Consider the following 26163-nt stretch of genomic DNA (forward strand, 5'->3'; position numbering starts at 1 on the left):
TTGCGCCTGGGATCCAGGCGGTAGTCGGGGCAGTCGCGGTTCTGACATGGGCCCGGGCCCCACACGGGAACGAATACCCCGAGGCTCTTATGGCGGTGGGGTGTGGCCGGCACGGACTGCTGGCAGGTCGGGCACATGTACGCTTCGGGCTTGCGCTTCATCTTGACCATTTCTTTACGATATGCCCGTTTTGCTCGGTCGGGAAGTGGTCGGCTTCCGGACTATCCCGAGCGTGGAGGTGCTTCACCGTCTTGATCTGGTGGACCGGTGGGCGGCTCGGGGTCATCCACCACAGGTGGTGCGCTACGCGCCTCGGCCTGATCGGTGGCCTCGGAGGCGTCCCTCTGTTCGTCAGCCTGTTCCGGAACGCGTATCGGGGCCGGCCTTCTGAGGCTGAGCACCACGGAACCTGTCAGGACGATGACGATGACGGCGAGGCTGATCGGTGAGGGGATTTCCGGGATGCTGGGGCTGATCAGCTTGTGGGACGCCTGGAGGATGAGCTTGACGCCGATGAAGGCGAGGATGATCGCCAGGCCTTTGCTCAGGTAGTGGAAGCGGTCCAGGAGGCCGGCGAGCATGAAGTAGAGGGCCCGCAGGCCCAGGATGGCGAACGCGTTGCTGGTGTAGACGATGAATGCGTCGTCGCTGACCGCGAGGACGGCCGGAACACTGTCGACGGCGAAGATCAGGTCGGCGGCCTCGATCGCGGCGACCACCGCGAGCAGCGGGGTCGCCATCCGTTTGCCGGCTTCCTTTACGAAGAACTTCGCCCCGGCGTATTCGTCGCGCACCGGGATGATCTTGCGGAGTAGCCGTACGGCGAAGCTCTTGCCCGGGTCGAAGCTGTCCTGCTCGTCCTTGAGGAGTTTGTAGGTGCTGTAGAAGAGCACCGCAGCGAACGCGAACAGCACGGCGGTGAAGCGGCTGACCACCGCCACACCGAGGGAGAGGAAGATCCCGCGGAAGACGAGCGCGCCGATGACGCCGAAGAACAGCACCCGGTGCTGGTAGGCCCGGGGCACCTTGAAGTACGCGAAGATCACGGCGAAGACGAACAGGTTGTCGACCGACAGGCTCTTCTCCAGCAGCCAGGCCGTCGTGTACTCGGTGCCGGCGGTCGTGCCGAGGACGAGGAAGACGACCGCGCCGAAGATCAGGGCGAGGCTCACCCACAGGCCGCTCCAGGCGGCGGCCTCCTTGAAGTGGATGACGTGCGCGGTGCGGTGGGACAGCAGGTCCACCGCCAGCGACACGACCACCGTCGCGGCGAACGCCCCCCACAGCCACAGTGGGACCTCAAGCACGCCGAACACCCTCACCTCGGCCCGCGCGAAATACGCAGGCCTCCTTATCGCAGTGTGCGGCTTCGCGCCCGCTGGGGCACGCGGAGCGGTCTCGGTACCCGTGTCTTCCGCACAGTGTGCGTCCGCCCCGGCCCGAGGGGGCAGGCCGGGGCGGACGCAGGCATGATGAGGGTGGGGTAGAGGTTCCGCAGGGAGGCACCTGATGACGGGAAGCCACCACTTTCACCTTGACGCCAGGGGCCACTCGGTGACCGTGAACGTCCACAGCGGCCATCCGGGACTGGTCGAGCTGCTCGTCGACGGCAAGGAGACCGGCCGCTCCCCCTTGCATGGGAACCGTCCCCAGCTCGTGAGCGGGGAACTGTCCACAGACCCTCCCGCGTCCGTCACCGTCCGCGTCACTCCCGGACCTGGCACGCCCCGCTGTACCGCTGTGATAGACGGAACGGAAACGATGATGTCCCCACGTGCCTTTTGAACTGGGGCGATGCGACACCCCGGCGATACCGGGCCCGGATGCGGGGACAGTCGGGCCTGGGTCCTGCCCTCATCGGCGGGCGGGTGGCGTCGGCACCCAGCATGGTCACGCCCGTGATGAGGAAGGCCATGCCCGCGGCTACCACTGGGATTCCGGGGCCGGGGAGGACGTAGAGGGCTGTCCCCGCCATGGTGGTGAGCGCCCCGGCTGACGCCAAGACGGCGCCGATCCAAGTCTCCGACATGATCTCCCTCGCAAGCGCGTCGCCAAGCCAACCGGAGGACCGTATACCGATCCGGTCGTGCGCCTACGCGGTGCGGGCTTCGAGGGACGCGGCGCGGGAGCCGGTGCCCGGCCGGACCGGCAGAAAGTGAAGCAGTACGGGGCAACACCGCCCCGGTCGCGGGCAAGCCCGTGCCCCTGCGGCTCAGTTCCGGGATCGGCCGAACAGGATGCGGTAGCCGACTAGCAGTACCAGGGCGCCGCCGATGGCCGCGCCCCAGGTGGTGAGGTCGAAGAAGTGGGTCTCCACGGTCTTGCCGAAAGGGCTCCGGCAGGCGTTCCACCGGCTGCCTGGGCGCCGCTCTCGCTCTTCATCGCGCGGGCCTCAGGATGCGGGCCGACTTGCAACGGCGGACAGCCTGCCTCGGCGTGCGCCGGGAGCGTGGTCAGAGGTGGGAGGCGATGGCGGGCAGGAGGTCTTGGAAGGTGCGACCGGCGGCCGGCTCCCCGATCGCGGACATGTTCCACCCCGAACCGGAGCGGTGGACCTTGGCCATCACCTGTGCGGTGTACTTGCCGCCGCCGGAGAGGGTGTAGCGGGCCAGTTCCTGGCCGTTGCTCTCGTCGATGAGGCGGCAGAATGCGTTCTCCACCTCGGCGAAGGTCTGTCCGGTGAAGGAGTTGACGGTGAAGACGATCTGGTCGACGTGCACTGGCACGCGCGCCAGGTCGACGAGGATCGACTCGTCGTCGCCACCCTGCCCGGCGCCCCCCACGAGGTTGTCGCCGGTGTGACGCACCGATCCGTCCTTGCTGACCAGCTGCTGGAAGAAGACCACGTCGACCGGCTCCTTGCCTGCGAAGAGCACGGCGGATGCGTCCAGGTCGATCTCCCGGGCGGTCAGGCGGGCGAGGAAGCCCTTGCGCGGGGCGGCCTGCCATCCCAGCCCCATCCGGACCACGCTGAGTGTGCCGCCGCCGGACTTCTCCAGGCTGATCTGCTGGCCCTTGCTGAGATTGATTCCCACCGATGTCCTCCTGATTCTCGGGGCCGAAAGGCTATGGCCCGGTGCCGCGTTGGCGCACCGCTTTCGAATCTACAGCACTGTAGAACATGACGGCAGGGCGCTCGGGGCGTTGGCCTCTCGGACCGGGCCAGGCCCTGCCGGCCTGCGCCCGGTTGGCGGCGCATGTGCGGCCGGTTCGGCCTTGGGTGGCGGGCGACGGGCGCGGCGACGCCACTCCAGAGGGCGTGGGTCAGGTCCTGGGCGAGGCGTCTGTGTCGGGGTGAACAAGGCTGCGGCTGTGTGTGGTTCCCGTCCAGCTCCGTCGGTTGCGGGCGCTCGGCAGCCTCATGTCCCGCGTACGCGCGAGAGGTTACGGGCTCGGTCCGGGCTTCAGCGGCGATGACACAGGCCCCTCTGGCGCCCCGGCGTGCAGCCTGCCAGTCGCCACCCCGCGCGGACCGTTGCTGTCGAGGGCGGCACGATGGTCCGGAACCTGCGGTGCGCGGATCGCCGCGAGTCCGCGATGCTGGCCGGCTCGATCCCGTCGGGAGGGAGCGGCGGTCTGTAGAGGTCACCGGAATGAGTGAATGGGCGTCGGCGTCACGCCCTGTGGGCGGGTCCGGAGGGGCCCGCCCACAGGCGCTCTTTGATCGGTCAGACGCCGACGCCGAAGTCAGCGGCGATCCCTGAGAGGCCCGAGGCGTAGCCCTGGCCGACTGCGCGGAACTTCCACTCGGCGCCACTGCGGTAGAGCTCACCGAAGACCATCGCGGTCTCGGTGGAGGCGTCCTCGGAGAGGTCGTAGCGGGCGATTTCCGTCCCGCCGGCCTGGTTGACGACGCGGATGAACGCACCCCTGACCTGGCCGAAGCTTTGGTTGCGGGTTTCGGCGTCGTGGATGGAGACCGGGAAGACGATCTTGTCGACCTCTGCGGGCACGGTGGCGAGGTCGACCTTGACGACCTCATCGTCCCCTTCGCCCTCGCCCGTGAGGTTGTCGCCGGTGTGCTCGACGGAGCCGTCGGGGCTCTTGAGGTTGTTGTAGAAGACGAAGTGCTGGTCGGAGGGGACCTTCCCGGACGCGTTCACCAGCAGCGCGCTGGCGTCGAGGTCGAAGTCGACCCCGGTCGTCGTCCGAATGTCCCAGCCCAGGCCGACCAGGACGGCCGTCAGGCCCGGGGCCTCCTTGCTCAGTGAAACATTGCCACCCTTGGACAGGCTCACACCCATGCGACATCCCTTTCACATTGTCCGCGGGACGGCCTTCGACCGACCCGTCGACTCCACTACGAAATCTACAACACTGTAGAAATCTGGGTCGTAAGCCCGACGCTCATAGCCGCGTTTTACGCCATTCCGCTCACTGGTCACTTTCAACCACATAGGAGGGTCCACTGCCGGGCTGGATACGCGCTGCGCGGCGAGGAAGCCGGGGCGCCTTGGTGTACCCGGTCCAGCGCCCTGGCCGCTGCCTCAGTGCCAGCTTTTCGCGGCTGCCTTGCTTGTGCGGCCGCTTCCCTTGGTGAGAGGCGGAAATCTACAATGCCGTAGAAGATGGCGGGTGGAGAGGAGGCGTGAGTGGATGACGATCGGGACGTTCTGGATTCGGCGGTGCGTGTCCGGCGGGGCCAGGGTGAACTGAAAGCGAGCGTTCCTGGCCGCTCTTGAGAACGCCCCGGGACCGGTCACCGCCGACTGGGTGCGCCGGCACGTCGACCCGGCTCTCGCCGGTGGCGACCACGCTGACCCGGCTGGACGCGGCGAGCGTCGTGGTCCGGTGCCGTTTGGGAGCCGCCGTGTTGTGGAGTGCCGTGACCGACGGGGCAGGACTTGCGGCCTGGCAGATGCGCCGGGTCCTAGGTGAGAGAGGCCGGCGAGCGGTGCTGAGATCCTTCGTCGCACGCCTGTGCCCAAACGAGGAACGGTTGCTGCGCACGCGCTTCACCACGGGTGAGGCTGCGCGCCTTGGAGCTGGCCTGCCGGTGCCGCGCTACGGGTGAGGTGAACAGGGTGAAGGCAGAGGCCGATCAGCAGATCACGCAGTCTGTACGATGAACCGCCCCGGCGCGACGGTTGGGGCCATACGGCGGGAGGTTGACGGCATGACGGACCAGAATACGGGCGGCGCCGAGCATCCCCGTCGACGCGGACAGGGCGCGCTGGAGGCCGAGGTGTTGGCAGTGTTGGGTCAGGCGCCGGGTCCGGCGACCGCGGGCTGGGTGCAGGAGCGGCTGGGCGGGAATCTCGCTTACACCACCGTAATGACCATCTTGACCCGGCTCCACATCAAGGGTGCGGTCGCCCGGGAGCGGGTAGGCCGGTCCTTTGAGTGGACGCCGGTCGCCGACGAATCGGGGCTCGCCGCGCTGCGGATGCGCAAGGTCCTGGACGGCGAGGCGGACCGAGAAGCGGTTCTCGCGAGCTTCGTCACCGCCCTGTCGCCCCGGGACGAGCGGCTGCTGCGCGATCTGCTGGCGCAGGCACCCCAAGAAGGGGAAGACTGACGGGTCATGGGGGTCTTCGTCGTCCTGCCGCTGGTCCTGCCCTTAACGGCATGGCCGATCGCACGCCTGGCCGAGCATCATCTTCACCCGCGTACCGCGACCTGGCTGCTGACGGGAGTCGCGGCCGTCCTCGCGGTATGCAGCACCCTGTGCCTGGCCCTGCTCATGGTCGTCGGCACGGCACAGCTGCCGGGCAACCCGCTGCCGGACGGCTGGTCGGACCCCGAGGTGCGCGAAGCGGTGCCCTACGACGAGGTTGCCGGCAAGGCAGCCATCCCCGCCCTCTTGACGGTGATCGCCTCGTGCATCGCCGCGGCATGGCGCCCTCACCGGGTGCGCCGGCGCAGCGGACGCGCCCTGTCCGGGCTGCCTTCCACCTCGGTGGCCGTTCTGCCCGACGACGTGCCGTACGCGTACGCACTGCCCGGCGGGCGGCGTGACCGCGTCGTGGTGAGCTCCGGCATGCTCGCCGCCCTGACCTCACGTGAACGCCGGGCCCTGTTCGCGCACGAGCGCGCCCACCTGGCATGCCACCACCACCGCTTTCTGCTCGCGGTGCAGCTCGCCGCCCGAGCCAACCCCTTCCTTCGACCCTTGCGTTCCGCCGTCACCTACACCGCCGAACGGTGGGCGGACGAAGACGCCGCCGCCACGATCGGCAGCCGACGCACGGTAGCCGTGGCCATCGGGAAAGCCGCCCTGATCAGCCGAGGCACACCCCTACCCACCCTGGCCGGAATCGCCGCCGCCGGGCCGGTACCACGCCGCGTCGCCGCCCTCCTGGGACCGCCGCCCGCAGTGCGTGAGTGGCCTTCGGCCTTCACCGCGGTGGGCCTTGCCCTATGGGGCGCGGCGGCAGGCACCGCAGCCTCCGCTCTTTCCTCGGCTAACTCCGCCGTCACCCTGTACTTCATCCTCCACGCGGCCACCCCCCTGTAGCGGGCGGGCGAAGGCCCCGCAGCCTCACGGCGGCGGGGCCGCAACGGCGTTCCATGGCGGATGGCCTGACTCCGGGAGAAGCTGGAAGGACAGGGGGCTGAGCGGCGCGACCGCCTTTCATGAGAGGCGAAGCGATGACCGGGCCGGTGGTGGTAGGCGTGGACGGCTCGCCTTCCGCGCTGAGCGCGGTGGACACCGCGGCGCGCGAGGCGTCGTTGCGGGGTGTGGAACTGCGAGTGGTTCACGCCTTCACCTGGCCTGCCATGCACGTACCACGTGGCGGCTCGCCGTTGGGTCCGCCCACGGGGGGCCTGCGGGAGCTGGTTGAGGACATGGTGGGGCAGGCGGTCGGGCGGGCCGGAATCGTAGCGCCGGGGGTTGAGATGAGTCACGCGGTGGTCGCGGGTGAGCCGCTGATGGTCTTGGAGGCCCAGTCGCGTACGGCGCAGCTCATCGTGGTGGGCCACCGCGGGTCAGGGGGCTTCCTCAAGCTCCTGCTGGGATCGACCGCGGTTCACTTGAGCGCGCACAGCAGTTGCCCGGTGATGGTCGTACGGGGCCGGCCGGACCCGGCCGGGCCTGTGGTGGTGGCGGTGGACGGCTCCAGACAGGGGCAGGCCGCCATCGCGTTCGCATTCGCCGAGGCCGCACTGCGGGGCGCCGATCTCATGGCGTTGCACGCGTGGTCCACCTGGGCCGACCACGGCGATCACCGCCTCGGCCCACGTGCCACAGCACGATCCCGGCCGGTCCCTGGCTGAGGGACTGACCCAGCACGGGGTCTGCGGCCGGGTCGGGGGTCTGTAGGCGGCGGCCGTAGCGGGCCGCTAGGACGGTGGCGTTCACGAGCGACCCCTGCGACGGTCGGTGCGGTGGGTGCGAGCGAGGGCGGCGGTGCGGGCGAGACGGAGGGTGAGCAACTCAGGGCCGGGCCCGCCGCCGAGGGCACGAACGTGGTGGAGGTGGAGGAGCGACCGGAGGACGGCCAGGGGGTCTTTCGCGCTGATCGGCCAGAGTCCGGCGGTAGGTGGTCAGGGCGTCGGCGCGGGCAGTCCACGCGACCACCAGCGGGCGGGCGGCGGCTTCGTGGCGGTACGCGTCGGTGTCGGCCAGGACTGGATGAACGGCACCCGCTACGGCGAGGTCAAGGGCTACGACGGCCCTCCGATTCCTGCCCCGGAGCTGCCCCCAACTCGCTTGAAGCCTAGGGGAAGGGTGCGCTGAACTGCGATGATGTCGCCAGGGGTCCGTCAAGTCGAGGCTCTTGGCGTCGCGCTCCAGCACGCCCTCCGTCCGCATGATCGGCTGGTCGCCAGGCCGCAAGTCCAGCGTCTGCACGCGATTGGGTGTTGGCCTGTGAGGGATGTGCGTTGAAGCCGCGCGGCCGGTCGACTTCCCGGAGGGCCGCGCCGACGGCGAACAGCGCCGCGACGTACACGACCGAGGGGTCTTCGAAGCCCGCGAAGACCTGGTCGGCGGAGATCAGGCCGACCGCGTACACGAGCAGGGCGGAGCCGAGCGCGACGATCTCCACGGCCAGTCGGCTGCAGACGAACGGCGCGATGACGACCGCGAGCACGAGGAGGCACGGGGCCGAGGCGCTCACGGGCGTTGTCCTGCGGGGTGGCTCAGGACTACCGCTCGGTTTCCAGGTCGCTCCATACGGCTGGGAAGGAGCCGATCCCGATGTCGCGGCAGATCTTCTGGGCTGCCATGGCGACTGCCTCGGTGAAGGTGGGGAAGGCGAACTGAAGGTCGGCGAGCTGTTCGACTTTCATGCCGGATGCCATGGCGGTGGCGACGACCTGCACGATTTCGGCCGAGTACTCACCGAGTACGTGGGCTCCGAGGATGGTGTGGTGGTCGGCGTCGGCGATGAGTTTGCAGAAGCCCTCGGGGCGTCCGTCGGTGACGGGCCGCAGCAGGTTCTCGTAGAGTGCGGTCGCTGTGACCGCGCGGTGACGGCCGGCCGCTTGTGCTTCGGTGAGGCCGACCTGGCCGTACTCGGGGTCGGTGAAGCTGCCCGTGGGTACGACCGTGTACGTGGCGACGGCGGTGGGTCCGTTGACCGCGTTCTTTGCCGCAACGCGGCCTTCCAGCCTGGCCGTCTGGACCAGTTTGGAGCGGCCGTTGGCGTCTCCTACCGCGTAGATGTGCTCGACGTTGGTCCGCAGGTGGGCATCGACGGGAATGGCGTGCCGCTCCGCCGTGACACCGGCTCGTGGCAGGCCGAGATTCTGAATGTCGGCCGGCCATCCGATGGCGGCGAACACCGCGTCGAACGTCGTCCCAGTGTCCCCGTGGCGCAGTCGTACGCCGCCGCCGGCGCGCTCCAGGGACTGAACCTGGGTGGCGGTGAAGACCTCGATGCCTCGGTCGCGGAAGGCGTCGCGCATACCCGTGGAAACACTGGCATCAGCGTGGGGCAGCAGGTGGGGGCCCGCTTCGAACAGGCTGACACGTGACCCGAGGTCGGCCAGGATCGAGGCGATCTGGCAGCCGGTGTCGGCCCCCCCGATCACGGCCGCCGTGCCGGGCAGGGCCGTGAGGGCGGGAAGGTCGCCGTAGGTCATGGCCAGCTCTCCACCGGGGACGGGAAGGCCTGCCGCGTGGCCGCCGACCGCCAGGATGATCCGGTCGGCAGTCCAGGTACGGCCGTCCTCGGCCGCCAGGGTGGTGGAGTCGAGGAAGTGGACCGGACCGAGGTTCTCGGTCAGTTCGATGCCGAAGTGGCGAAGGCGGGCGCCCATGTGTTTGCGGTCGCGGGCGTAGCGGGAGACGCGGGCGCTGTTGGCGAGGATCGCCGGGAGGTTGGGTACGGGCCGGCTGCCTTCGAGGCCGAAGTCGGCCCAGGAGTTCCAGTCCCTGGCCAGGCGGGCTGCGCGGGCCAGCGTACGGACCGGGGCGGGTCCGTGGTTGAGGCTGGTGCCGCCCACCTCGACTGCTTCCAGCAGGACGGCATCGGCTCCCAGTTCACGGGCCTGCATCGCCGCTGACACGCCCGCAGCGCCACCGCCGACGACCAGCACCCTCACCGTCGTGGCTCCGGTGCCGGATCGTTGCCCGCTCTCCCGGTGAGCGCGTTCAGGCACGCCTCGGCGACGACGACGTCCTGGTCGGCGCTGCCGCCGGAGACTCCGACCGCGCCGAGGGTGGTGCCGGACTCGTCGGTGACGGGCAGGCCGCCGCCGACACAGACCAGTCCCTGGTGGCTCCACTGCAGCCCGTACGCGCGGCCGCCCGGCCGGGTGATCTCACCCAGGGCGGCGCTGGGCCGGCGGAAGAGCAGGGAGGCTCTGGCCTTCTGCCACGCCAAGTCGATGGAGCCGAGCATCGCGTCGTCCATCCTGATGAAGTGGATGAGGTGCCCGCCGGCGTCGACGATCGCGATGGACACCTGAATGCCCAGCTCCCGCGCCGCATTCATGCCGGTGTCGGTCATGCGAGCGCTGCTCGGCAGCGACAGGACATGCGGCATCGGCGCCTCCATGACGATGTGTGCGCCGGTATGCGACGCCGTGACCATTCCGCCTAGCATGATATTTATCCTGGCTCGTTTGGATCTGCACTATTTGCGGCATTGATGGACTCGGTCACCGCGGGTGGGCATTCCTCTGCTTGGCCTTGGCCCGCGACTGCCGTCGCGGGCCCGGACACGACTCGGAGCTGAGGCAATGGCGAAGAGCGTTCTCATTACCGGCGCGGGATCAGGCTTCGGCCGCGAAGCCGCACTGGAACTCATGGCGAACGGCCAGTCGGTCATCGCCGCCGTGCACCATGCCGAGCAGATCCCGGAGTTGAAGAACGCGGCGGCCGCGCGTGGCGGAACCCTGCGCGTGGAGAAGCTCGATCTGCTGTCAGAGGCAGACCGCCAGGCGGCCGCAGGCTGGGACATCGATGTGCTGGTCAACAACGCGGCCATCGGTGAGGGCGGCCCGATCTCCGAGATCCCGCTCGATCTGGTGCGGCGGGTCTTCGAGGTCAATGTCTTCGGCACCCTCGCGCTGACCCAGGGCGTCGTGCGCCGGATGGTGGAGAGAGGCCACGGCCGGGTGATCTTCGTGTCCTCGATCGCCGGACTGACCGCCGGTTCCTACCTGGGTGCGTACGCCGCCTCCAAGCATGCGCTGGAGGGCATCGCGGAGTCGATGAGCAACGAGCTCGCCCCCCACGGGGTGCAGGTGGCGACCTTGAACCCGGGGCCCTACGGGACCGGATTCAACGACGAGATGGTGCGCAGCCGCGACCGCTGGTACGACCCGGCGCGCAACTTCACCCGGCCGCAGGACATGGCCCGACTCGACGAACGGTTCGCGACGCAGTACGACCCTGCCGACCTGGTCAAAGCCATGGTGGACATGGTCACCGCCGACTCCGGCCGCTATCGCAACGTGCATCCGCAGGAGTCGGAGGACCTGGTGCGCCAACGTCAACGCGACGCGTGGACGCGTACGCAGCCACAGCCGGGGAACCACGGCACCGGCTGAGGCCGCGCAAAGGACACCAACGGAAATCCAGCCCGCGAAAAGCGCGCGAACTCACGAAGGGATCGGAACATGGCGGACGACAGGACTGCGGCGCAGCCGCAGCGGACACGGCCTGGAAAGAAGCAGGGCGCCACGGGCGAGCTGACGACCTTCTGGAAGGTGAAGGAGGGCCACGAGAAGCAGCTCAGAGAGGCGCTGGATACGCTGGACAAGTGGCCGATCGAGCAGAAGGCGCACGCCGGGCTCCTCATCGGCACCCTGCACGACCGGCGGTGGGTCCTGTTCGACAACGACACGCGCATGATGTTCTCCACGAACTACGACGGTGAGTGGGATCCCTACATCGAGGCGTTCGCCGAGCACAACGCCCCCGCCTTCGACATGATCTTCCAGCACATCGAGGGCTTCCCCGCAGGCGGCATGCGCGATCCCGACATCATGGACTACCTGATCGACCACCAGGAGACCGCTGTCGAGTACATGCGCTTCTACGACGGCACCGTGCCGGAGATCCAGCAGGCGCTGACGTTGAAGAAGGACTTCGAGGCTCTTCTGGACAGCCCGGAGTTCCAGCGGGCCGTTCGCGACCCCGCTTACCAGGAGCTGCTCGGCACTCCGCAGTTCCAGGCCCTCCTCGAGCACGCGGCGGGCTAGAGGAACCATGTCCGATCACCTGTCGTCGCCTCGTGCCCTGGAGGATCCGGCCTCCGACATCTGCGACCTGTACGCCTTTCCCAGCCCAGGGCGCCAAGGCCACCTGACGCTGGTGATGACCGTCTTCCCCCGGGCCGCCCACACAGCGTTCTTTGCCGACGATGTGGTGTGCAGGTTCAGGCTCCGTCCCGTGTCGGTCGCCGCCACGGGGGTGAAGGCGCGGTTCGCCGTCGGCGCCGATGACACCGAGCTGATCTTGGAATGCACCTTCTCGGAGCCTTCCGCGCCGACGGGCGGTGGCCGGCCCGTGCAGGTCGGCACCTGCACGACGCCCACCCATCACGAGGCGCGCGCGGTCGTGCACGACCGCTCCGGTGGCGACGGTGACGGGCTGCGGATGTTCGCCGGTCTCGTTTCGGACCCGTTCATCTTCCAGCTCGAATCGATCATGGAGACCGTCACCACCGGAAAACTGGCATTCGGGAAGGTCACCACGAACACCATGGACGGTGCCAACGTGCTCGGCATCGTTGTGGAGGTCGACTGCGCCCGCTGGCTGCCGGACCACTCCCTGGTCGCGGTCGTCGGCGAGACACTGGCAGCCGGCAAGCGGCCGGTCCGTCTGGAGCGCGTAGGCCGCCCGGAGATCAAGAACATCGGCATGCAGTGGCCCGGATACGACCCGCTCAACCGGACCATCGACCTGCGCGAGCTCTACAACCAGGAAGACGCATTCCACCTCAGGGACGACTACCTGGATGCCTACCGCAGCCGGCTGGGCGCCAACCTGAGCTTCTACGACGGCTTGGACGGCAAGACCGACTGGCCGCCGGACGAGAACGGCAACCACCCCCTCGTCGACCTGCTGCTCCAGGACTTCCTCGTCGTGGACGTGACCAAGCCGTTCGCCGAGGACACCTGGTTCGGCATCGAACAGGACATGCTCGCCGACCGCCCGCACCGCGATTGCGGCGGCCGGGCCCTCAACGACGACTTCCTCGACACCTACTACACCTTGTTCATCAGCGCCGGGAACGGGCCCCGCGTCAGCGACGGAGTCGATCAGGCGACGGTACCGGCGACCGACGACTTCCCTTATCTGGCCCCGCCCAATCCGGCTCCCGCTCCCGCCGTCGCAGAGGCAGGCCGCACATGACGACGTACACCCCACTGCAACTCGAGGACATCCAAGGCGGGGTCCTGCACCCACTGCCCTGCCCTTACGTCGGCGTGTTCACGCTCCTGCGGATCGACAACGCCGCGGCCGGACGGGAACTGCTCGCCCAGCTGATCCCCTCCCTGCGCACGGCTGAGGAACCCGCCAGCCCCGACGCCGACGCCTGGCTGAGCGTTGCCCTTACGTACAAGGGCCTGCAAGCACTGGGCGTTCCCCCGGCATCCTTGGACAGCTTCGACCCCGAGTTCCGGGCGGGTATGGCAGCTCGGGCCGACCGCCTGCACGACATCGGCGAGAGCGCACCGGCCAATTGGGAGGAGCCGCTGCGTTCTCCGGACATCCATGTGGTCCTGACCTCGATGGCTCCCGATCAGGAGCGGCTGGACACGCAGCTGGAGCGAGCCGAGGCCATGGTGTCCCGCGTCGGGGGCATCACCGTCCTCTACCGCCTGGACTGCCGTTCCTCGGACGGCCGCGAACCCTTCGGCTTCCAGGACAACATCAGTCACCCCGCCGTCGAGGGAAGCGGCATCCCGGGCTCCAACCCGAAGGAAGAACCCCTCAAAGCAGGGGAGTTCATCCTCGGCTACCCCGACGAGAGCGGCCGCATCCCTCCCGTTCCCCAGCCGGCCGTTCTCGGCCACAACGGCAGCTATCTCGTCATCCGCAAGCTCCACCAGCGGGTGGCCGCCTTCCGTCGGTACGTACGCGAACAGGCCTCGGCCTCCGATGACGAGGAGCTGGTCGCCGCGAAGATCATGGGCAGGTGGCCCAGCGGCGCACCGCTCACCCTCGCCCCGGAGCAGGACGACCCGGACCTCGGATCCGACCCGGCCCGCAACAACGATTTCGCCTACAAAGCCGACGCGGACGAGCGAGGCCTCAAGTGCCCGGTCGGCTCCCATGTGCGGCGGATGAACCCCCGCGACGCCGACGTCGTCGGCAACCCGCGTCGGCACCGGCTGCTGCGCCGGGAGGTTGTTTACGGACCGACACTGCCTGAGGGAGTGGTGGAGGACGACGCAGTCGACCGGGGAATGATCTTCGCGTGTGTCGGCGCTTCGCTGCGGCGGCAGTTCGAGTTCGTCCAGGAGGAGTGGGTGAACAGCGGGATCTTCATCGGCCATGGTCTGGAAAAGGACCCGCTGTGCGGCGCGAACCAGGGCGACGGCGTCTTCACCGTCCCGGAGCGACCCATCCGGCGCCGACTCTCAGAACTTCCGACCTTCGTCGTCACGCGTGGTGGCGACTACTTCTTCATGCCCAGCTTCACCGCGCTGCGCTGGCTCAGCCGGCTGACAGACTGACGACGAGGCGGGAGCGAATGTCCGCCGAACACCACCTGCTGTGGCTCGATGGCTCTCCACCCCCGCACCGGCGGCGAACCGACCCCAAGAGCTCAGCCGGACGCGCCATCGCGATCACTGACCAGCTCACCACCGGTCGACCAGTCCTGGGCATCGAACTCCTGCAGGGTGACCCAGATCTTCCCCTCGTCCGTACCGATGGCTCTGACGTATGCGTCGGTGAGCTCTCGGACGAGCGCACGCTTCTGCTCAGTGCTGCAGCTCGCGATGTGCTTGACCTCGATGAACGGCATGTCCAGCTCCTTCTCAAGGGGCGCGTTACGCCCCCGTCAGAAGGCGTGCGCAGACCGGTCGGCGCGAGAGCCGCACACCCGCACGAGCGGGCGATCAGTACCGCTGGGCTTTTGCGATCCGTGGTGTCAGGTTCAAGTCGGCGGGCTTGCGGCTGATGGCGAGGGGCTGGGCCAGCTCGCCGGGCTCGAGGTTCTCCGCTCCGACGATCCTGCTCTCCACGACCTTGCCGGTGGCATCCGTGAAGTCCACTTGGACGGCGTACGACGCCTTCTTGTCCGTACGGTTGGTGATGCTGACGATGAGTGCCAGAAGGCCCCCGGTCTCGGCCCTCGGCTTGCCGCGCAGTGAGACATCTGCCCCCGCGTTGCCACCGCCCGACACCTTTTCCAGCTCCCTGGCAGCAGCCTCGTTCGCCCGCAGCGTCTCGGCCGATACAGAGGCCTCGAAGGCGGAGGCGGCGGCAGACGCGGACGAGGCCGCAGCCGACGCCGACGCGAGTGCGGAGGCCGCGGCCGAACTCATCGGGGCTGGTGGCATGCCGGAGAAGGAAGCCGTGTCAGGCGGGGTCGGGCGGGGGCTGAACGTCCTGGTCGACTGATCTCCCGCACCCGTACTGCACGACGCCAGCGCGGCCACCCCCGAAACCATGGTGACCAGCGTCAATGCGACAGCCGTCACACCCCGCCCAGCCGGTGAGTGCTTCCCGGACACGGTCATAGGGCTTCCTTCCACGCTGACGGGCCGATGTCGGCATCACCTCATGTTCGATGCCGTCCTCGCCTGCCGCGACCGGGGTGGACCGACCGGGTGGGCGCTGCCGCCAAGCACTGCGCCGCAAGGCCCGGGCCTCGTTCGGCCCGGCCGCACGCCTCCGCGCCTGCAAAGCCTGACCGCAAGGGGCATGGCGCACCTACGGTCGAGCGCCCGCGAGCTGCTCGGCCAGTTCACTCTCCTCCGCAGCGCCGAGCGAGGCCTTCAAAACCGTGCCGCCGTGCTGCCGCATGGCCTCGGAGAACCTGTCCTCCGACACGATCAGGCCCATGATGGCCACGGCCGCCGACCCAGGATTGAGGAGATCTTGAACGCGTCGGCGGAATTCCTCGTCGACACCTGATTTTCCGAGCTTCCCCAGCAGTCCGCCGACCGCTGCGCCGGCAACGAACCCGACGCCGGGCAGAAGGAACAGCACGCCGAAGACGATGCCCCACACCGCCCCGGCCGCAGCCGACGGACCGATGAGACGGCTCGGCGTGTCCACGTGGGTCTCGCCCTGCACATCCACCGACACCACCGCCAGCCCGCTCACGCTGACGACGTGATCCCGGTGAAGCTCCTGCACGGTGGCGTAGGCCCGCCGGGCAGTCTCGGGATCCTCGTATCCGATCACCATCAGCTCCGACATGAACGCCTCCCGGTGTGGCGACAGGACCTCAACGCACGCTATGCCCCCGTGGGGGCTGCAGCATCCCGCCACCACGGCGTGCGCCGGGCGACGAGCTCAGCCCCGGCTCTCCGGCACTCGGAAATGCGGGAACACGGGGAGACGTCGTGGTCCGGAATGCCGATGGATGGCCGCCGTGACACGCTGAAACAGGGGATCACGCCGATCCCGGCATACGAGATCGGCCGGCTCTGCGACCCATGGAGACCGAAATGGCCAGTGACGCCAGCAGACCCCGAGCAGGTAACTCACACCCGAGTCCCTGGCATGCGCCCGTATCCGGCACCACCGTCATGGCAGCAGCCTTCATGATCTTCGGTGGAGCGATGGCGATCTTCGAAGGGATCGCGGCCATCACCAAGGACACCGTGTTCCTCGCGACGCGACACTACATCTTCGAGTTCAGCCTGGCGGGCTGGGGCTGGATCCACCTCATCCTGGGCATCGTCCTCGTCTTCGCCGGCTGTGCCGTCATCAGCGGAGCCCTGTGGGCGCGCTTCTTCGGTGTCTCCATCGCCGGGCTGGGCGCGATCGCCAACTTCCTGTGGCTCCCGTACTACCCCTTGTGGGCGCTGGTGCTCATCGCCATCAACATTCTCGTCATCTGGGCGCTGTGCACGGGTATGCACCGGGAAGCGGACGCGGGCCTGACTGCCTGACCCGGCCGTACACGACGTCCAGCCCCCGCACCCCACCGCCGGGCGGCCCCGGCGGCCCCGGCGGATCCGACGGGCCGCCCGGCGACGGTGCCCGGCCCGTCAGAAGGAGACGGCGTCGCGGATGAGCGGGCAGGTCATGCAGTGTCCGCCACCGCGCCCGCGCCCGAGTTCGCCGCCGACGATGGTGATGACCTCGACGCCGGCCTTGCGCAGCAGCGTGTTCGTCTGCGTGTTGCGGTCGTACGTGAAGACCACGCCGGGCTCCAGGGCGACCGCGTTGTTGCCGCTGTCCCACTGCTGGCGCTCGGAGGCGTACACGTCCCCGCCGGTCTCGATGACCGTCAGCCGGGGCAGCCCGAGGCCCTTGGCCACGACGTCGACGAACGGGCTCGATCCCTCGTCTGTGATCTCGACGCCCACGGGCTTGTCGCTCGGGCGCAGGGAGAAGGTGTGCACCGCATCCATGATCTTGGGATAGAGGGTGACGATGTCGCGGTCGGCAAACGTGAAGACGGTGTCGAGGTGCATGGCGGCCCGCAGCTTGGGCATGCCCGCGACGATGACGTGCTGGGCGGCGCCGTTCTTGAACAGGGAGGCGGCGACTTGAGTGATGGCCTGGCGGGAGGTGCGTTCGCTCATGCCCATCAGCACGACGCCGTTGCCGACCGGCATGATGTCGCCGCCCTCGAACGTGGCCTGTCCCCAGTTCTGTTCGGGGTCGCCCCACCATACGGTGGAGGCCTTGAAGTCGGGGTGGAAGGTGTAGATCGCCTTCATCAGGAGGGTTTCGTCGTGCCGGGCAGGCCAGTACAGCGGGTTCAGCGTGACGCCGCCGTAGAGCCAGCAGGTGGTGTCGCGGGTGTAGAGGGTGTTGGGGAGGGGCGGCATCAGGTACTCCCGCGCACCGGTCGCCTCGCGAGCGAGCGCCACGTAGCCGGACCGGAAGTCGTCCGGCAGGTCGGCGGTCGACAACCCTCCGATCAGGAAGTCGGCCAGCTCACGCGGGGCAAGGGTTTCCAAGAAGGCCCTGGTGCCGTCGAGGAGGCCGAGGCCGACCTCGTTGGCGGTGATCTTCCGGTCGAGGAGCCAGGTCCTGGCCTCGGCAATGGCCATGGTCTCGGCGAGCAGGTCGTGCAGCTCGACGACCTCGACTCCGCGCTGGGTGAGCTTGTTGACGAAGTCCGCGTGATCGCGCTGGGCGTTCTCCACCCACATGACGTCGTCGAAGAGCAGGTCGTCCGCATTGGTGGGGGTCAAGCGGCGGTGCGCGAGCCCGGGTGCGCAGACCAGGACCTTGCGGAGCCTGCCGACCTCGGAGTGGACGCCGAAGGCGGGCCGGGGGGTGCTGTCGGTGCTCAACGCGTTGCGCCTTTCGTTGGATGGATCGGGGATCAGGTATCCCGATCGGGGATCGGGGGTCAGGTACGGATCACAGCTCGATCCAGCCCACGGCCAGAGCGAGCACTCCCACGAGAGCGCCGGCGATGGAGACGGCACAGATGACGGCCTCGCCGGGGGAGAACAGGCGCCGGTTCTGCTCCCGCCGCGCCTTGACGAACAGGAACGTCGCCGGGGCGTAGAGGATGAAGGAGACCAGGACCAACTTGAGCCCGGCGGCAAAGAGCAGGAACGCCGTGTACAGCGTGGCGACCACCGCGATCGCCAGCTCCCCACGCGTGCTCCGCCCGACGGTCTCCTCGCGGCCCGGCCCGGAGGCGACCTTCACGGCGAAGGCCGCGGCGAGCAGGAAGGGGATCAGGCTCAGTGCGCTGGTCAGGTCGAGCGCGAAGTTGAACGCGTCCTCGGAGAACATCGTGACGACCAGGACGACCTGGCTCAGGGACGTGGTCATCAACAGCGCGGGAACCGGCACGTCCTCAGAGGTGGCCCGCCCCAGGAAACGGGGCATGTCCTTGTCCTTCGCGGCGACGAAGAGCACTTCCGCGGCCATGAGTGTCCAGGCCAGATAGGCGCCGAGGACGGAGACGATCAGTCCGACGCTGACGAAGACCTTGCCCCAGGTGCCGACTGCGTGCTCCAGGACACCGGCCATGGAGGGCTGGCGCAGCTCGGCGATCTCGGCCATCGGCATGATCCCGTAGGACACGATGGTGACCGAGGCGAAGACGGCGAAGACGCTGAGGAATCCCAGGACGGTGGCGCGCCCGACGTCCTCGCGCCGCTTGGCGTGCCGGGAGTAGACGCTCGCCCCCTCGACACCGAGGAAGACGAAGACGGTGGCCAGCATCGTCCCGCGGACCTGGTTGAACAGTGAACCGGCGTAGTCGGCGCCGCCCCAGTTGGCTGCGAAGACGTCCGTGTCGAGGCAGAACAGGGCGAGGACGACGAAGACGAGGATGGGCACGACCTTCGCCACGGTCACGATCTTGTTGATCGCGGCCGCCTCTTTCACTCCGCGGCGGATCAGCAGGAAGAACGCCCACAAGCCGACCGAGGAGAGGATGACGGCGAGGAGGGTGTCCCCGTCGCCGAGCGCGGGCCAGATCGCGCCGATCGTCGACATGATGAGCACCCAGTAGGTGACGTTGCCGACGCACGCGCTCGCCCAGTAGCCGAAGGCGGAGAAGAACCCGAGGTACTCCCCGAATCCGGCCTTGGCGTAGGCGTACACGCCCGCGTCGAGGTCGGGCCTGCGTACCGCGAGGGTCTGGAACACGAACGCGAGCATCAGCATGCCCGTACCGGCGATCGCCCAGGCGATCAGGGCGCCCGCAACCCCCGTCTCCTGGGCGAAGCGGCGCGGTAGGGAGAACACCCCGGCGCCGACCATCGAGCCGACCACCATCGCGGTCAGTGTCAGCAGCGTCAACTTGACGGCCGGCCGGCCTGCGGTGGTCGCCGCCGCGTCGTTGGTCTCGGCGTTGCTCATGGCTTCCTTCGTCTACGACTCTCGGTGGTGGGGGCGGCCGGCTACTGGCCGATGGAGGCCCCGGACCCGGACCCGCCCTCGGAGCCGGTCACTGACCCGGCCTCGGGCGGTGCGACTTTCTCGATCTTGAACCCGGTGATGCCGTAGAGGACGCTCAGGGCCGGGCTGGCGTAGTTGAAGATCGCGAACGGGGCGTAGGTAAGAGTGGGGACGCCGAGCACCGCTCCCATGAACGCGCCGCAGGAGTTCCACGGGACGAGCGCGGAGGTGACCGTGCCGCTGTCGGCGCAGAGACGGGACAGGTTCGTCGGTGCGAGCCCGCGCTTCTCGAACTCCAGACGGAACACCCGCGAGGGCAGAACGAGGGCGATGTACTGGTCACCGGCGACGACGTTCAGGCCGAAGGCGCAGGCGAACACGGTGAGGAACAGGCGGCCGGTGCTCTTCGCCGAGCGGATCAGCGGGTCCACGAGCCGGGCGATGAGGCCGAACTCCTCCAGCACGGCACCGAAGGTGACCGCACCGATGATCAGCCAGAGGGTGAGGAGCATGCTGTCCATGCCGCCACGTGAGAGCAGTTGGTCGATCAGCGGGATGCCGGACTGGATGGAGAATCCGTTCGCCATGGCGAGCCAGATGCCCTTCAGCGACTCGAGCACGACGTCTCCGGATCCGGCGACGAAGTCCCGCATCACGGAGGGCTGCAGGAACGCGCCGAGCACGCCCGCGAAGATGGCCGAGCCGATGAGGGCGAGCGAAGCCGGCACCTTCTTGACCGACAGGAAGGCCAGGAGGACGAGAGGCAGAAGGTTCAAGGGAGTGATGTGGTAGATGTCGCCGAGGCGGGCGAGCTCGATGTCCTCTCCCACCGGGTTGACCACGTCGGCACTCTTGACCAGGCCGATCACCAGGAAGACCGCGAAGGCGATGAAGAACGCGGGCAACGACGTCCACGCCTGGCGTTTGATGTGCTCGTGGACATCGACCTTCACCATCTGGGCGGTCAGAACCGTCGTCTCCGACAGCGGGGAGAGTTTGTCTCCGAGGTACGCGCCCGAGATCACCGCGCCGGCTGTGATCGCTGTGGACACGCCGAGCATGTCCGCGACTCCGACCAACCCCACGCCGATCGTGCCCGCGGTCGTCCAGGAACTCCCGATGCTCAGGGCGATGGCGCCGCAGATGACGGCCGTGGCGGCGTAGTACCAACTCGGTGAGAGCGCCTGGATGCCGTAGTACACCAAGGTCGGGATCGTCCCGGAAAGGTTCCACACCCCGATCAGGGCGCCCACCGCCAGGAGGATGAACACCGCGCTGGTGATCGAGGAAAGGGCGCGCTGGCCTGCCTGCTGCACCGCACTCCACGGATGGCCGTTCTTCATCGCCACCAGCGCCGCAGCCATCGCACACAGCACCAGGGCCACCTGGATCGGCCCGTCCAGTGCGTCGAGCCCGAACAGGGCCAGCGAGCCGGCGACCAGTACGGCCAGCACCACCAGGGGCACGATCGAGTCGAGCAGGGACGGCTCGCGCACCGGAGGGCCCGGCGCTTCGCCTTCTTCCTCGTCCCGCATCCCAGCCCCGTTCACGCATGGGCATCGGCCGCGACGCCGTAGCCCTCCGAGAAGTGGAATATAGCCTCATATCGGTGGATATCTCGTAGCTGAGTGAGTGTCGCGACGTGACGGCGTCCGTGTTGACGGCACCCGCTACGGCGAAGGCAAGGGCTACGACGGCGCTCCGATTCCTGCCCCGGAGCCCTGTCGGGTTGCGGAGCGCAGGGCGAAGGCCATCACCACTTCGAAGACGCCGAGCAGGACGAGCCACAGCCCCAGCAGCCGTGTCAGAGCGACCGCAGAGTCCACCGGGAAGCAGAGCACGACGATCCCGGCGACGGCGCCGAGGGCGCCCAGGCCGAAGAGCAGCCCGCGGTGCACGAGTGCGCGGTCGGCGATCGCGACGTAGGCCGTGAGCACTCCGGTCAGCAGCCAGAACACGCCCACGATCAGGGACAGTGCGCCGATCGTCTGCATCGGATGGCGCAGAACCAGGACCCCCGCCAGGAACGCCAGCATGGCGATCAGGATTCCCGCCAGTCTGCTGCCGCCCACGTCGCCGCTGTGCGAGAACGCCGTCACGAAACGGAAGCCACCGGCTACCAGGAGCTGGAGGCCGATGATCACGGCCAGGATGTGCAGCGTCTCGTCGGGCCAGACGAGTACGAGGATGCCGGGGATCAAGGTCGCGAGGGCGAAACCGAGCGCCCAGTGCCACGAACCCCCGAGCTGCTTGAGTACGTCCTCGGGATCGTTCTGCCTGCGATGCGGTGCCGCGTCGGAAAGGGACATCATGCCTCCCGGGCCGGCCGAAGGTCCCTGTAGAGGCCCTTCGAAGCCATCGGACATGCCTTGCTCGCCTGTCAGGCCCATTTTAGGCCGGTCGGACCCGGCTTGCCGATCCACCCGGTTTGCCCGTCCGGCCTCGGCCCTCCTTCCAGCATGCCTCCAGCGGCTCACCGTTCCGGGGTGGGACGTGTCATCCGTCGGGTTCTGCCGTCTTCGCGGGGGTCGAGGGGATCCGTTGGGTGAAGAACATGGCGAGGAGGGCGGTGAGGGCGAGGATGGCGAGTGCGGCACGGAGACCGTCGAGCCTCGCTGCGGTGTTCGCATCGATCGCGGCAGAGGCGACCTCCGGGCTCGTGCCCGCCCTTTCGAGGGCGGTCTTGAGCTGGGCGTCCGACATGAAGGGCACGCCGCTCTCGAGCTGGACCGACGCCTGGCTCTTGACGTCGTCCGGGATGGCCGGGTTCTGACCGATGGTGGTCAGGAAGGAGGTGGTGAGCGTGGCGATCAGGATCGATCCGGCGAGTGCCGTTCCGATCGAGGCGCCGAGGTTGGTGACGGCGTTCTGGATGCCGCCGACCTCCGCGCTCTGCTTGTCCGGGACCGCGGACACGGTGACCGCCCCGAGCTGGGAGGCCAGCGCTCCCATGCCGAGCCCGATCAGCAGGAGCGGGATGGTGACGATCTCCGCGCCCGCGTGCGCGTCCAGTGCAGCGAGCAGGGCGACCGCGCCCGCGAGCAGTGCGAGGATGCCGAGTCGCACCACCCGCCGCGGTGAGGCGTTCGGGAGGAAGCGCGGGATCAGGACGGCGGCGGCCAGCAGGGTCAGGGAGAGCGGCAGGATGCGTGCGCCGGTCATGAGCGCGGACAGTCCGAGCGCGACCGACAGGTAGAGCGGTACGACGAAGAACACGCCCATCTGTACGAGGTACTGGAAGAAGAACATCGTCAGCCCGCCGGTGAGCTGCCGGTTGCGGAGCAGGGCCGGGTCGACCAGAGGCTCTCGGTGCCGCTCCACGAGGCGGGCCTCCCAACGGAGGAAGAGCCACACCAGGAACAGGCCCACCAGCATCAGCCACACGACCAGGGAGATCCCGAACCAGGCGGGCGCACCGGGCTTCGGCAGGAACCAGCCCCACTCGCTCGAGCGGAGCACCCCGTAGACGAAGACTCCCAGCCCGAGGGCGGACAGCACGGCGCCGACCAGGTCGATGCGCCGGCGCTCGCCGACCGGCGCGTCGGCGGTGCGGCGGGCGAGCACCAGGATGGCGAGCACGATGGCGACTTCACCGGCGAAGACCCAGCGCCAGGAGAAGTACGTCGTGGCGATGCCCCCGATGATCGGCCCGACCGCGATCGCCACGGCTCCGGAGGCGGCCACCAGTCCGTACGCGCCCGGCCGGCGCTCCGCCGTGAAGTTGCCGGCGACCAGCGCGACGATCGCGGGCAGGATGAGCGCGGCTCCGATGCCCTCGAGGAACGACCAGCCCAGCAGGAGCACGGGCAGGTTCGGGGCCAGCGCGGTGATCAGGGATCCGCAGCCGTAGATCACGCAGCCGATCAGGAATGCCCGCTTGTGGCCGATGAGCGCGCCGACCTTGCCGCCGGGGATCATGAACATCGCCATCACGAGGGTGTAGGCCGTGATCGCGCCCTGGACCCCGGTCACGGTCGTACCCACGTCGTCGGCCACCGTCGCGATCGACACATTCATGACGGAGCTGTCGAGCGCCATCAAGAACTGGCCGGCAGCGAGGGTCAGCAGTACGACCCCCGCCCCTGCCGTCTTCGCGGGTGTGCCTGCCTCGGGTGCCATGGCAGCACGCTCCCAGTGGCTCGAGCCCGCCTGACCCAGACCCGCCGAAAGGGTCAGCTGGTTGGCGGCAGCCGAGCACCGACAGTGTGCCCCGTGAGGGCCGGCGTCCAGCGTGGTGGACGTGCGTGTGGGCCCCGGCGAGCTCAGGCTGGGGAGGTGGGGGTGGCAAGGAGATGGGTATGACCAGTCCAGCTGAGAGGGCCCGACGTGGCAGGTCAGCCAGACAGCAGGTGACCCGGACCTCGCACGGGCGGTGGACGGCGGCGGAGGACCGTCCCGACCCGCTCGACGTGCTGGAGCGGCAGGCCGCCGACCGCGTCGTCGAGCTGCTGCCGATCCGATACGGGCGGATGGCGGCCTCCCCGTTCGCGTTCCTGCGCGGCGCAGCCGCTGTGATGGCCGCGGACCTGGCGGCGAAACCCGGCACGGGCCTGACCGTCCAGCTCTGCGGCGACGCCCACCTGCTGAACTTCGGCCTCTTCGCCTCACCCGAGCGGGCCCTGCTGTTCGACCTCAACGACTTCGACGAAACCCTGCCCGGCCCCTTCGAATGGGACGTCAAACGGCTCGCCGCCAGCACGGCCGTGGCCGCCCTCGACAACGGCCACGGCGACGACCACGCGTGGCGGATCGCCCTCGCCGCCACCCAGGCATACCGGCTGTCCATGCGAAGGCTGGCTGAACAGGGCGAACTCGTCGTCTGGTACCAGCGGTTCGACGCGGCCGAGGTAATCCCACTGATCCGCGAGAGCAAGCTGCGAAGCAGGGTCGAGACGAGCCTGGCTCGGGCCCGGCGGCGTACCAGTCTTCAGGCACTCGCCAAGCTCACCGAGATCCGGGACGGCCATCGGCGCATCATCCACGACCCGCCCCTGCTCGAGCCCCTGACCTCGCCTGAGAGCCAGGGCGTCGGTGAGATCTTCAGCGAATACCGCGGCACACTTCCCGAAGAGCGACGCCTCCTGCTCGACCGCTACCGGTTCGTCGAAGCAGCACGGAAGGCCGTCGGCGTCGGTAGCGTCGGCACCCGCTGTTTCATCGTCCTGCTGATGGGCCGCGACGAGGAGGACCCGCTCTTCCTCCAGATCAAGGAGGCCGGACGTTCGGTGCTGGAGGACCATCTCCCTGCCGGCAGCCACGGCCATCACGGTCACCGGGTGGTCGCGGGACAGAAACTCCTCCAGTCGGCCGGAGACATCTTCCTCGGCTGGACGACCGGACCGGCCGGGCGCGACTTCTACGTCCGGCAACTGCGCGACATGAAGGGGTCGGCCGTCGTGGAGACCATGACGCCGGACATGCTCCGTCAGTACGCGGAACTGTGCGGCACGGCATTGGCCCGTGCGCACGCACGCTCCGGCGACCGCATCGCCATCGCCGGGTACCTCGGCAAAGGCGACACCTTCGACCGCGCCATAGCCGACTTCGCACTTCATTACGCGGACCAGACAGTCCAGGACCACGCCCTGCTCACCGCAGCCATCTCCGAAGGAACCATCACCGCCACCCACGGCATCTGACCGAATCCTTCGATCGTCGGTTATGCGCTGGGAGTGGTTCGGTGCGAGGAATCGTGTGGCGGCTCGGGCCGTCCCGGGGTCACCAGTCGGTTGCGGCGTGAACGCCCGTCCGTGGCCAATGTCGGCACGGTGCGGCGCAGTCGGAGCGACGCAGCGCCGGCGCCATGAGGAACGCGAGGGCGGGCGAGGGCAAGACCGGTGCTGAAGCGGTGGGGATGTGGCGCGGGTCTCTCCGTTCACGTATCGCCTTCAGGGCGGTGGGCGCTGAAACCCCGTTTCCCGCGCGGTCCTTGAGCGGGACCGGCGCCTGCGCCCTCTTCGGGGCCGGCGGCCCTTGCGGGTCACGGTCGGGATCAGGCCCGCGCGGTCGATCCACTGATCCGCGAGCCGTAGGTCGGGGGCCTCCACCGGCAGGCGGGGCAGGTAGCGGGAGAGTTCGCGGACCTCCAGTACGGCGACGGGTGTGAGAGGTCAGGGCGTCTCCGTACGGTTCTCCCGTCGCGGTGAGTACGCGGTGGCGGTGCACCAGGACCGGGCGACCGGCCGGGACGCCCAGCAGGCGGGCCAGGGTGGCGGAGACCGGCGCGGCGAACATGGAGCTCTGCCCGGTCCCCACGGCCATTGCGGGGAGGAGCAGTCCGGCGCCGTAGCCCGTCGCGGGTCCCGCAAGGGCGGGTGCCGCAGGGGAGTCGGCCCTCGCGGCGCGGGTCCCGCGGCGGTCGGTGGACACCAGCCCCTGCTCGCGCAGTTGCTGGAGTGCGGCCCGGACGGTCTGACGGTTGACGCCGAACTCGGCGGCGGTGGTGGCGAGGTTTCGGCGGGAGGGGCGGCGAAGACCCTCGACCCCTCGGCCGCGTTCAGCCTGGCGTGATCCGCGGCTCGTAGAAAGCGCTTTCTGGAGTGGGTATGCGGGGTGAACGCGACTTGCGAACTGTCGGTTCACTGCTTGCCGGACCCGTCCCCATGCGCAAAGCGTCCCGCAGTGAGTCAAAGCCCCTTCCCGCTACCGGAACCGAGCGTTCGGTTGTTCTACGCGCGTCAGAATCCCTGCCGCCCCGTCGGAACCCACTATTGGAGGGGGTCTGGTTTGGGTCATCTACCAGAGATGTTCGTCCGGTG

General features: G+C 68.7%; 23 protein-coding genes and 2 pseudogenes. 10 read left to right on the forward strand and 15 right to left on the reverse strand.

Annotation, left to right across the window (positions count from 1 at the left end; translation table 11 throughout):
* Nucleotides 1-221 precede the first annotated feature (221 nt).
* From ACFWBW_RS03595 to ACFWBW_RS03605, 3 genes are all read right to left on the reverse strand, one after another.
* On the reverse strand, nucleotides 222-1307 hold the full coding sequence (locus ACFWBW_RS03595; protein WP_385367965.1) for a TerC family protein: 1086 nt from the start codon (nucleotides 1305-1307) through the stop codon (nucleotides 222-224).
* A 1146-nt stretch (nucleotides 1308-2453) separates the two neighbouring features.
* On the reverse strand, nucleotides 2454-3035 hold the full coding sequence (locus ACFWBW_RS03600) for a TerD family protein (protein ID WP_385367966.1): 582 nt from the start codon (nucleotides 3033-3035) through the stop codon (nucleotides 2454-2456).
* 633 nt (nucleotides 3036-3668) lie between these two features.
* A complete protein-coding gene (locus ACFWBW_RS03605) occupies nucleotides 3669-4244 on the reverse strand; it encodes a TerD family protein (RefSeq protein ID WP_385367968.1) in 576 nt (191 codons plus the stop codon).
* Between the two features lie 872 nt (nucleotides 4245-5116).
* Here ACFWBW_RS03605 and ACFWBW_RS03610 point away from each other — a divergent pair.
* The 4 genes and pseudogenes from ACFWBW_RS03610 to ACFWBW_RS03625 all read left to right on the forward strand — a co-directional run.
* Complete coding sequence (locus ACFWBW_RS03610; RefSeq protein ID WP_385367970.1) at nucleotides 5117-5518, forward strand: BlaI/MecI/CopY family transcriptional regulator; 402 nt, start codon at nucleotides 5117-5119, stop codon at nucleotides 5516-5518.
* Between the two features lie 6 nt (nucleotides 5519-5524).
* Nucleotides 5525-6457, forward strand: a complete 933-nt coding sequence (locus ACFWBW_RS03615) for a M56 family metallopeptidase (protein ID WP_385367971.1) — start codon at nucleotides 5525-5527, stop codon at nucleotides 6455-6457.
* 134 nt (nucleotides 6458-6591) lie between these two features.
* Nucleotides 6592-7167, forward strand: a pseudogene (locus ACFWBW_RS03620) (universal stress protein); the annotation flags it as partial.
* A 400-nt stretch (nucleotides 7168-7567) separates the two neighbouring features.
* Nucleotides 7568-7681 (forward strand): annotated as a pseudogene (locus ACFWBW_RS03625) (pirin family protein); the annotation flags it as partial.
* Here ACFWBW_RS03625 and ACFWBW_RS03630 read toward each other — a convergent pair.
* From ACFWBW_RS03630 to ACFWBW_RS03640, 3 genes are read right to left on the reverse strand one after another with little or no spacing between them, the layout of a single operon-like run.
* Nucleotides 7662-8063, reverse strand: a complete 402-nt coding sequence (locus tag ACFWBW_RS03630; protein WP_385367973.1) for a hypothetical protein — start codon at nucleotides 8061-8063, stop codon at nucleotides 7662-7664. The pseudogene ACFWBW_RS03625 and the gene ACFWBW_RS03630 sit on opposite strands and share 20 nt — an antisense overlap.
* 28 nt (nucleotides 8064-8091) lie before the next feature.
* Nucleotides 8092-9549, reverse strand: a complete 1458-nt coding sequence (locus ACFWBW_RS03635) for a dihydrolipoyl dehydrogenase family protein (RefSeq protein ID WP_385367975.1) — start codon at nucleotides 9547-9549, stop codon at nucleotides 8092-8094.
* Nucleotides 9489-9935 carry a heme-binding protein gene (locus ACFWBW_RS03640; protein WP_385367977.1) on the reverse strand — a complete coding sequence of 149 codons (447 nt, stop codon included), beginning with the start codon at nucleotides 9933-9935 and terminating at the stop codon, nucleotides 9489-9491. The genes ACFWBW_RS03635 and ACFWBW_RS03640 overlap by 61 nt, the downstream gene beginning before the upstream one ends.
* Nucleotides 9936-10131: 196 nt before the next feature.
* On the opposite strand from ACFWBW_RS03640, the gene ACFWBW_RS03645 reads away from it, so the two are divergent.
* The 4 genes from ACFWBW_RS03645 to ACFWBW_RS03660 all read left to right on the forward strand — a co-directional run bounded on the left by ACFWBW_RS03645 (nucleotide 10132) and on the right by ACFWBW_RS03660 (nucleotide 14082).
* Complete coding sequence (locus ACFWBW_RS03645) at nucleotides 10132-10944, forward strand: SDR family oxidoreductase (protein ID WP_385367979.1); 813 nt, start codon at nucleotides 10132-10134, stop codon at nucleotides 10942-10944.
* Nucleotides 10945-11013: 69 nt separating this feature from the next.
* Nucleotides 11014-11598, forward strand: a complete 585-nt coding sequence (locus tag ACFWBW_RS03650) for a hypothetical protein (RefSeq protein WP_385367981.1) — start codon at nucleotides 11014-11016, stop codon at nucleotides 11596-11598.
* Between the two features lie 7 nt (nucleotides 11599-11605).
* Complete coding sequence (locus ACFWBW_RS03655) at nucleotides 11606-12754, forward strand: DUF4331 family protein (protein ID WP_385367982.1); 1149 nt, start codon at nucleotides 11606-11608, stop codon at nucleotides 12752-12754.
* Nucleotides 12751-14082, forward strand: coding sequence for a Dyp-type peroxidase (locus ACFWBW_RS03660; protein ID WP_385367984.1), 1332 nt, complete (start codon nucleotides 12751-12753; stop codon nucleotides 14080-14082). Before ACFWBW_RS03655 ends, ACFWBW_RS03660 begins: the two co-directional genes overlap by 4 nt.
* Before the next feature lie 92 nt (nucleotides 14083-14174).
* Here ACFWBW_RS03660 and ACFWBW_RS03665 read toward each other — a convergent pair whose 3' ends face one another.
* The 3 genes from ACFWBW_RS03665 to ACFWBW_RS03675 form a co-directional block, all read right to left on the reverse strand.
* A complete protein-coding gene (locus tag ACFWBW_RS03665) occupies nucleotides 14175-14375 on the reverse strand; it encodes a 4-oxalocrotonate tautomerase family protein (protein ID WP_385367985.1) in 201 nt (66 codons plus the stop codon).
* 94 nt (nucleotides 14376-14469) lie between these two features.
* Entirely contained in the window at nucleotides 14470-15093 is a 624-nt protein-coding gene (locus ACFWBW_RS03670; RefSeq protein WP_385367987.1) for a hypothetical protein, read from the reverse strand.
* A 193-nt stretch (nucleotides 15094-15286) separates the two neighbouring features.
* Complete coding sequence (locus tag ACFWBW_RS03675) at nucleotides 15287-15778, reverse strand: DUF1269 domain-containing protein (protein ID WP_385367989.1); 492 nt, start codon at nucleotides 15776-15778, stop codon at nucleotides 15287-15289.
* A 251-nt stretch (nucleotides 15779-16029) separates the two neighbouring features.
* On the opposite strand from ACFWBW_RS03675, the gene ACFWBW_RS03680 reads away from it, so the two are divergent.
* Nucleotides 16030-16476, forward strand: coding sequence for a hypothetical protein (locus ACFWBW_RS03680; RefSeq protein WP_385367991.1), 447 nt, complete (start codon nucleotides 16030-16032; stop codon nucleotides 16474-16476).
* A 99-nt stretch (nucleotides 16477-16575) separates the two neighbouring features.
* Here the strand turns inward: ACFWBW_RS03680 and ACFWBW_RS03685 are convergent, their stop codons facing one another.
* The 5 genes from ACFWBW_RS03685 to ACFWBW_RS03705 all read right to left on the reverse strand — a co-directional run bounded on the left by ACFWBW_RS03685 (nucleotide 16576) and on the right by ACFWBW_RS03705 (nucleotide 23524).
* Complete coding sequence (locus tag ACFWBW_RS03685) at nucleotides 16576-17835, reverse strand: arginine deiminase (RefSeq protein WP_385367993.1); 1260 nt, start codon at nucleotides 17833-17835, stop codon at nucleotides 16576-16578.
* Nucleotides 17836-17905: 70 nt separating this feature from the next.
* On the reverse strand, nucleotides 17906-19366 hold the full coding sequence (locus tag ACFWBW_RS03690; protein ID WP_385367995.1) for a basic amino acid/polyamine antiporter: 1461 nt from the start codon (nucleotides 19364-19366) through the stop codon (nucleotides 17906-17908).
* Nucleotides 19367-19407: 41 nt separating this feature from the next.
* Nucleotides 19408-20940 carry a Na+/H+ antiporter NhaC gene (gene nhaC, locus ACFWBW_RS03695; RefSeq protein WP_385367997.1) on the reverse strand — a complete coding sequence of 511 codons (1533 nt, stop codon included), beginning with the start codon at nucleotides 20938-20940 and terminating at the stop codon, nucleotides 19408-19410.
* 153 nt (nucleotides 20941-21093) lie between these two features.
* Entirely contained in the window at nucleotides 21094-21717 is a 624-nt protein-coding gene (locus ACFWBW_RS03700; RefSeq protein WP_385367999.1) for an HdeD family acid-resistance protein, read from the reverse strand.
* A 184-nt stretch (nucleotides 21718-21901) separates the two neighbouring features.
* Nucleotides 21902-23524, reverse strand: coding sequence for an MFS transporter (locus ACFWBW_RS03705; protein ID WP_385368000.1), 1623 nt, complete (start codon nucleotides 23522-23524; stop codon nucleotides 21902-21904).
* A 179-nt stretch (nucleotides 23525-23703) separates the two neighbouring features.
* Between ACFWBW_RS03705 and ACFWBW_RS03710 the strand changes: the two genes are divergently transcribed.
* Nucleotides 23704-25044 (forward strand): DUF2252 domain-containing protein, encoded by a 1341-nt coding sequence (locus tag ACFWBW_RS03710; protein ID WP_385368002.1) that lies wholly within the window; start codon nucleotides 23704-23706, stop codon nucleotides 25042-25044.
* Nucleotides 25045-25123: 79 nt separating this feature from the next.
* Here the strand turns inward: ACFWBW_RS03710 and ACFWBW_RS03715 are convergent, their stop codons facing one another.
* Nucleotides 25124-25987 carry a GntR family transcriptional regulator gene (locus tag ACFWBW_RS03715; RefSeq protein WP_385368004.1) on the reverse strand — a complete coding sequence of 288 codons (864 nt, stop codon included), beginning with the start codon at nucleotides 25985-25987 and terminating at the stop codon, nucleotides 25124-25126.
* Between the last annotated feature and the right edge of the window lie 176 nt (nucleotides 25988-26163).

Origin of the sequence: Streptomyces sp. NPDC059957, assembly GCF_042730015.1 — a bacterium.
In the GTDB taxonomy this organism is placed as follows: domain Bacteria; phylum Actinomycetota; class Actinomycetes; order Streptomycetales; family Streptomycetaceae; genus Streptomyces.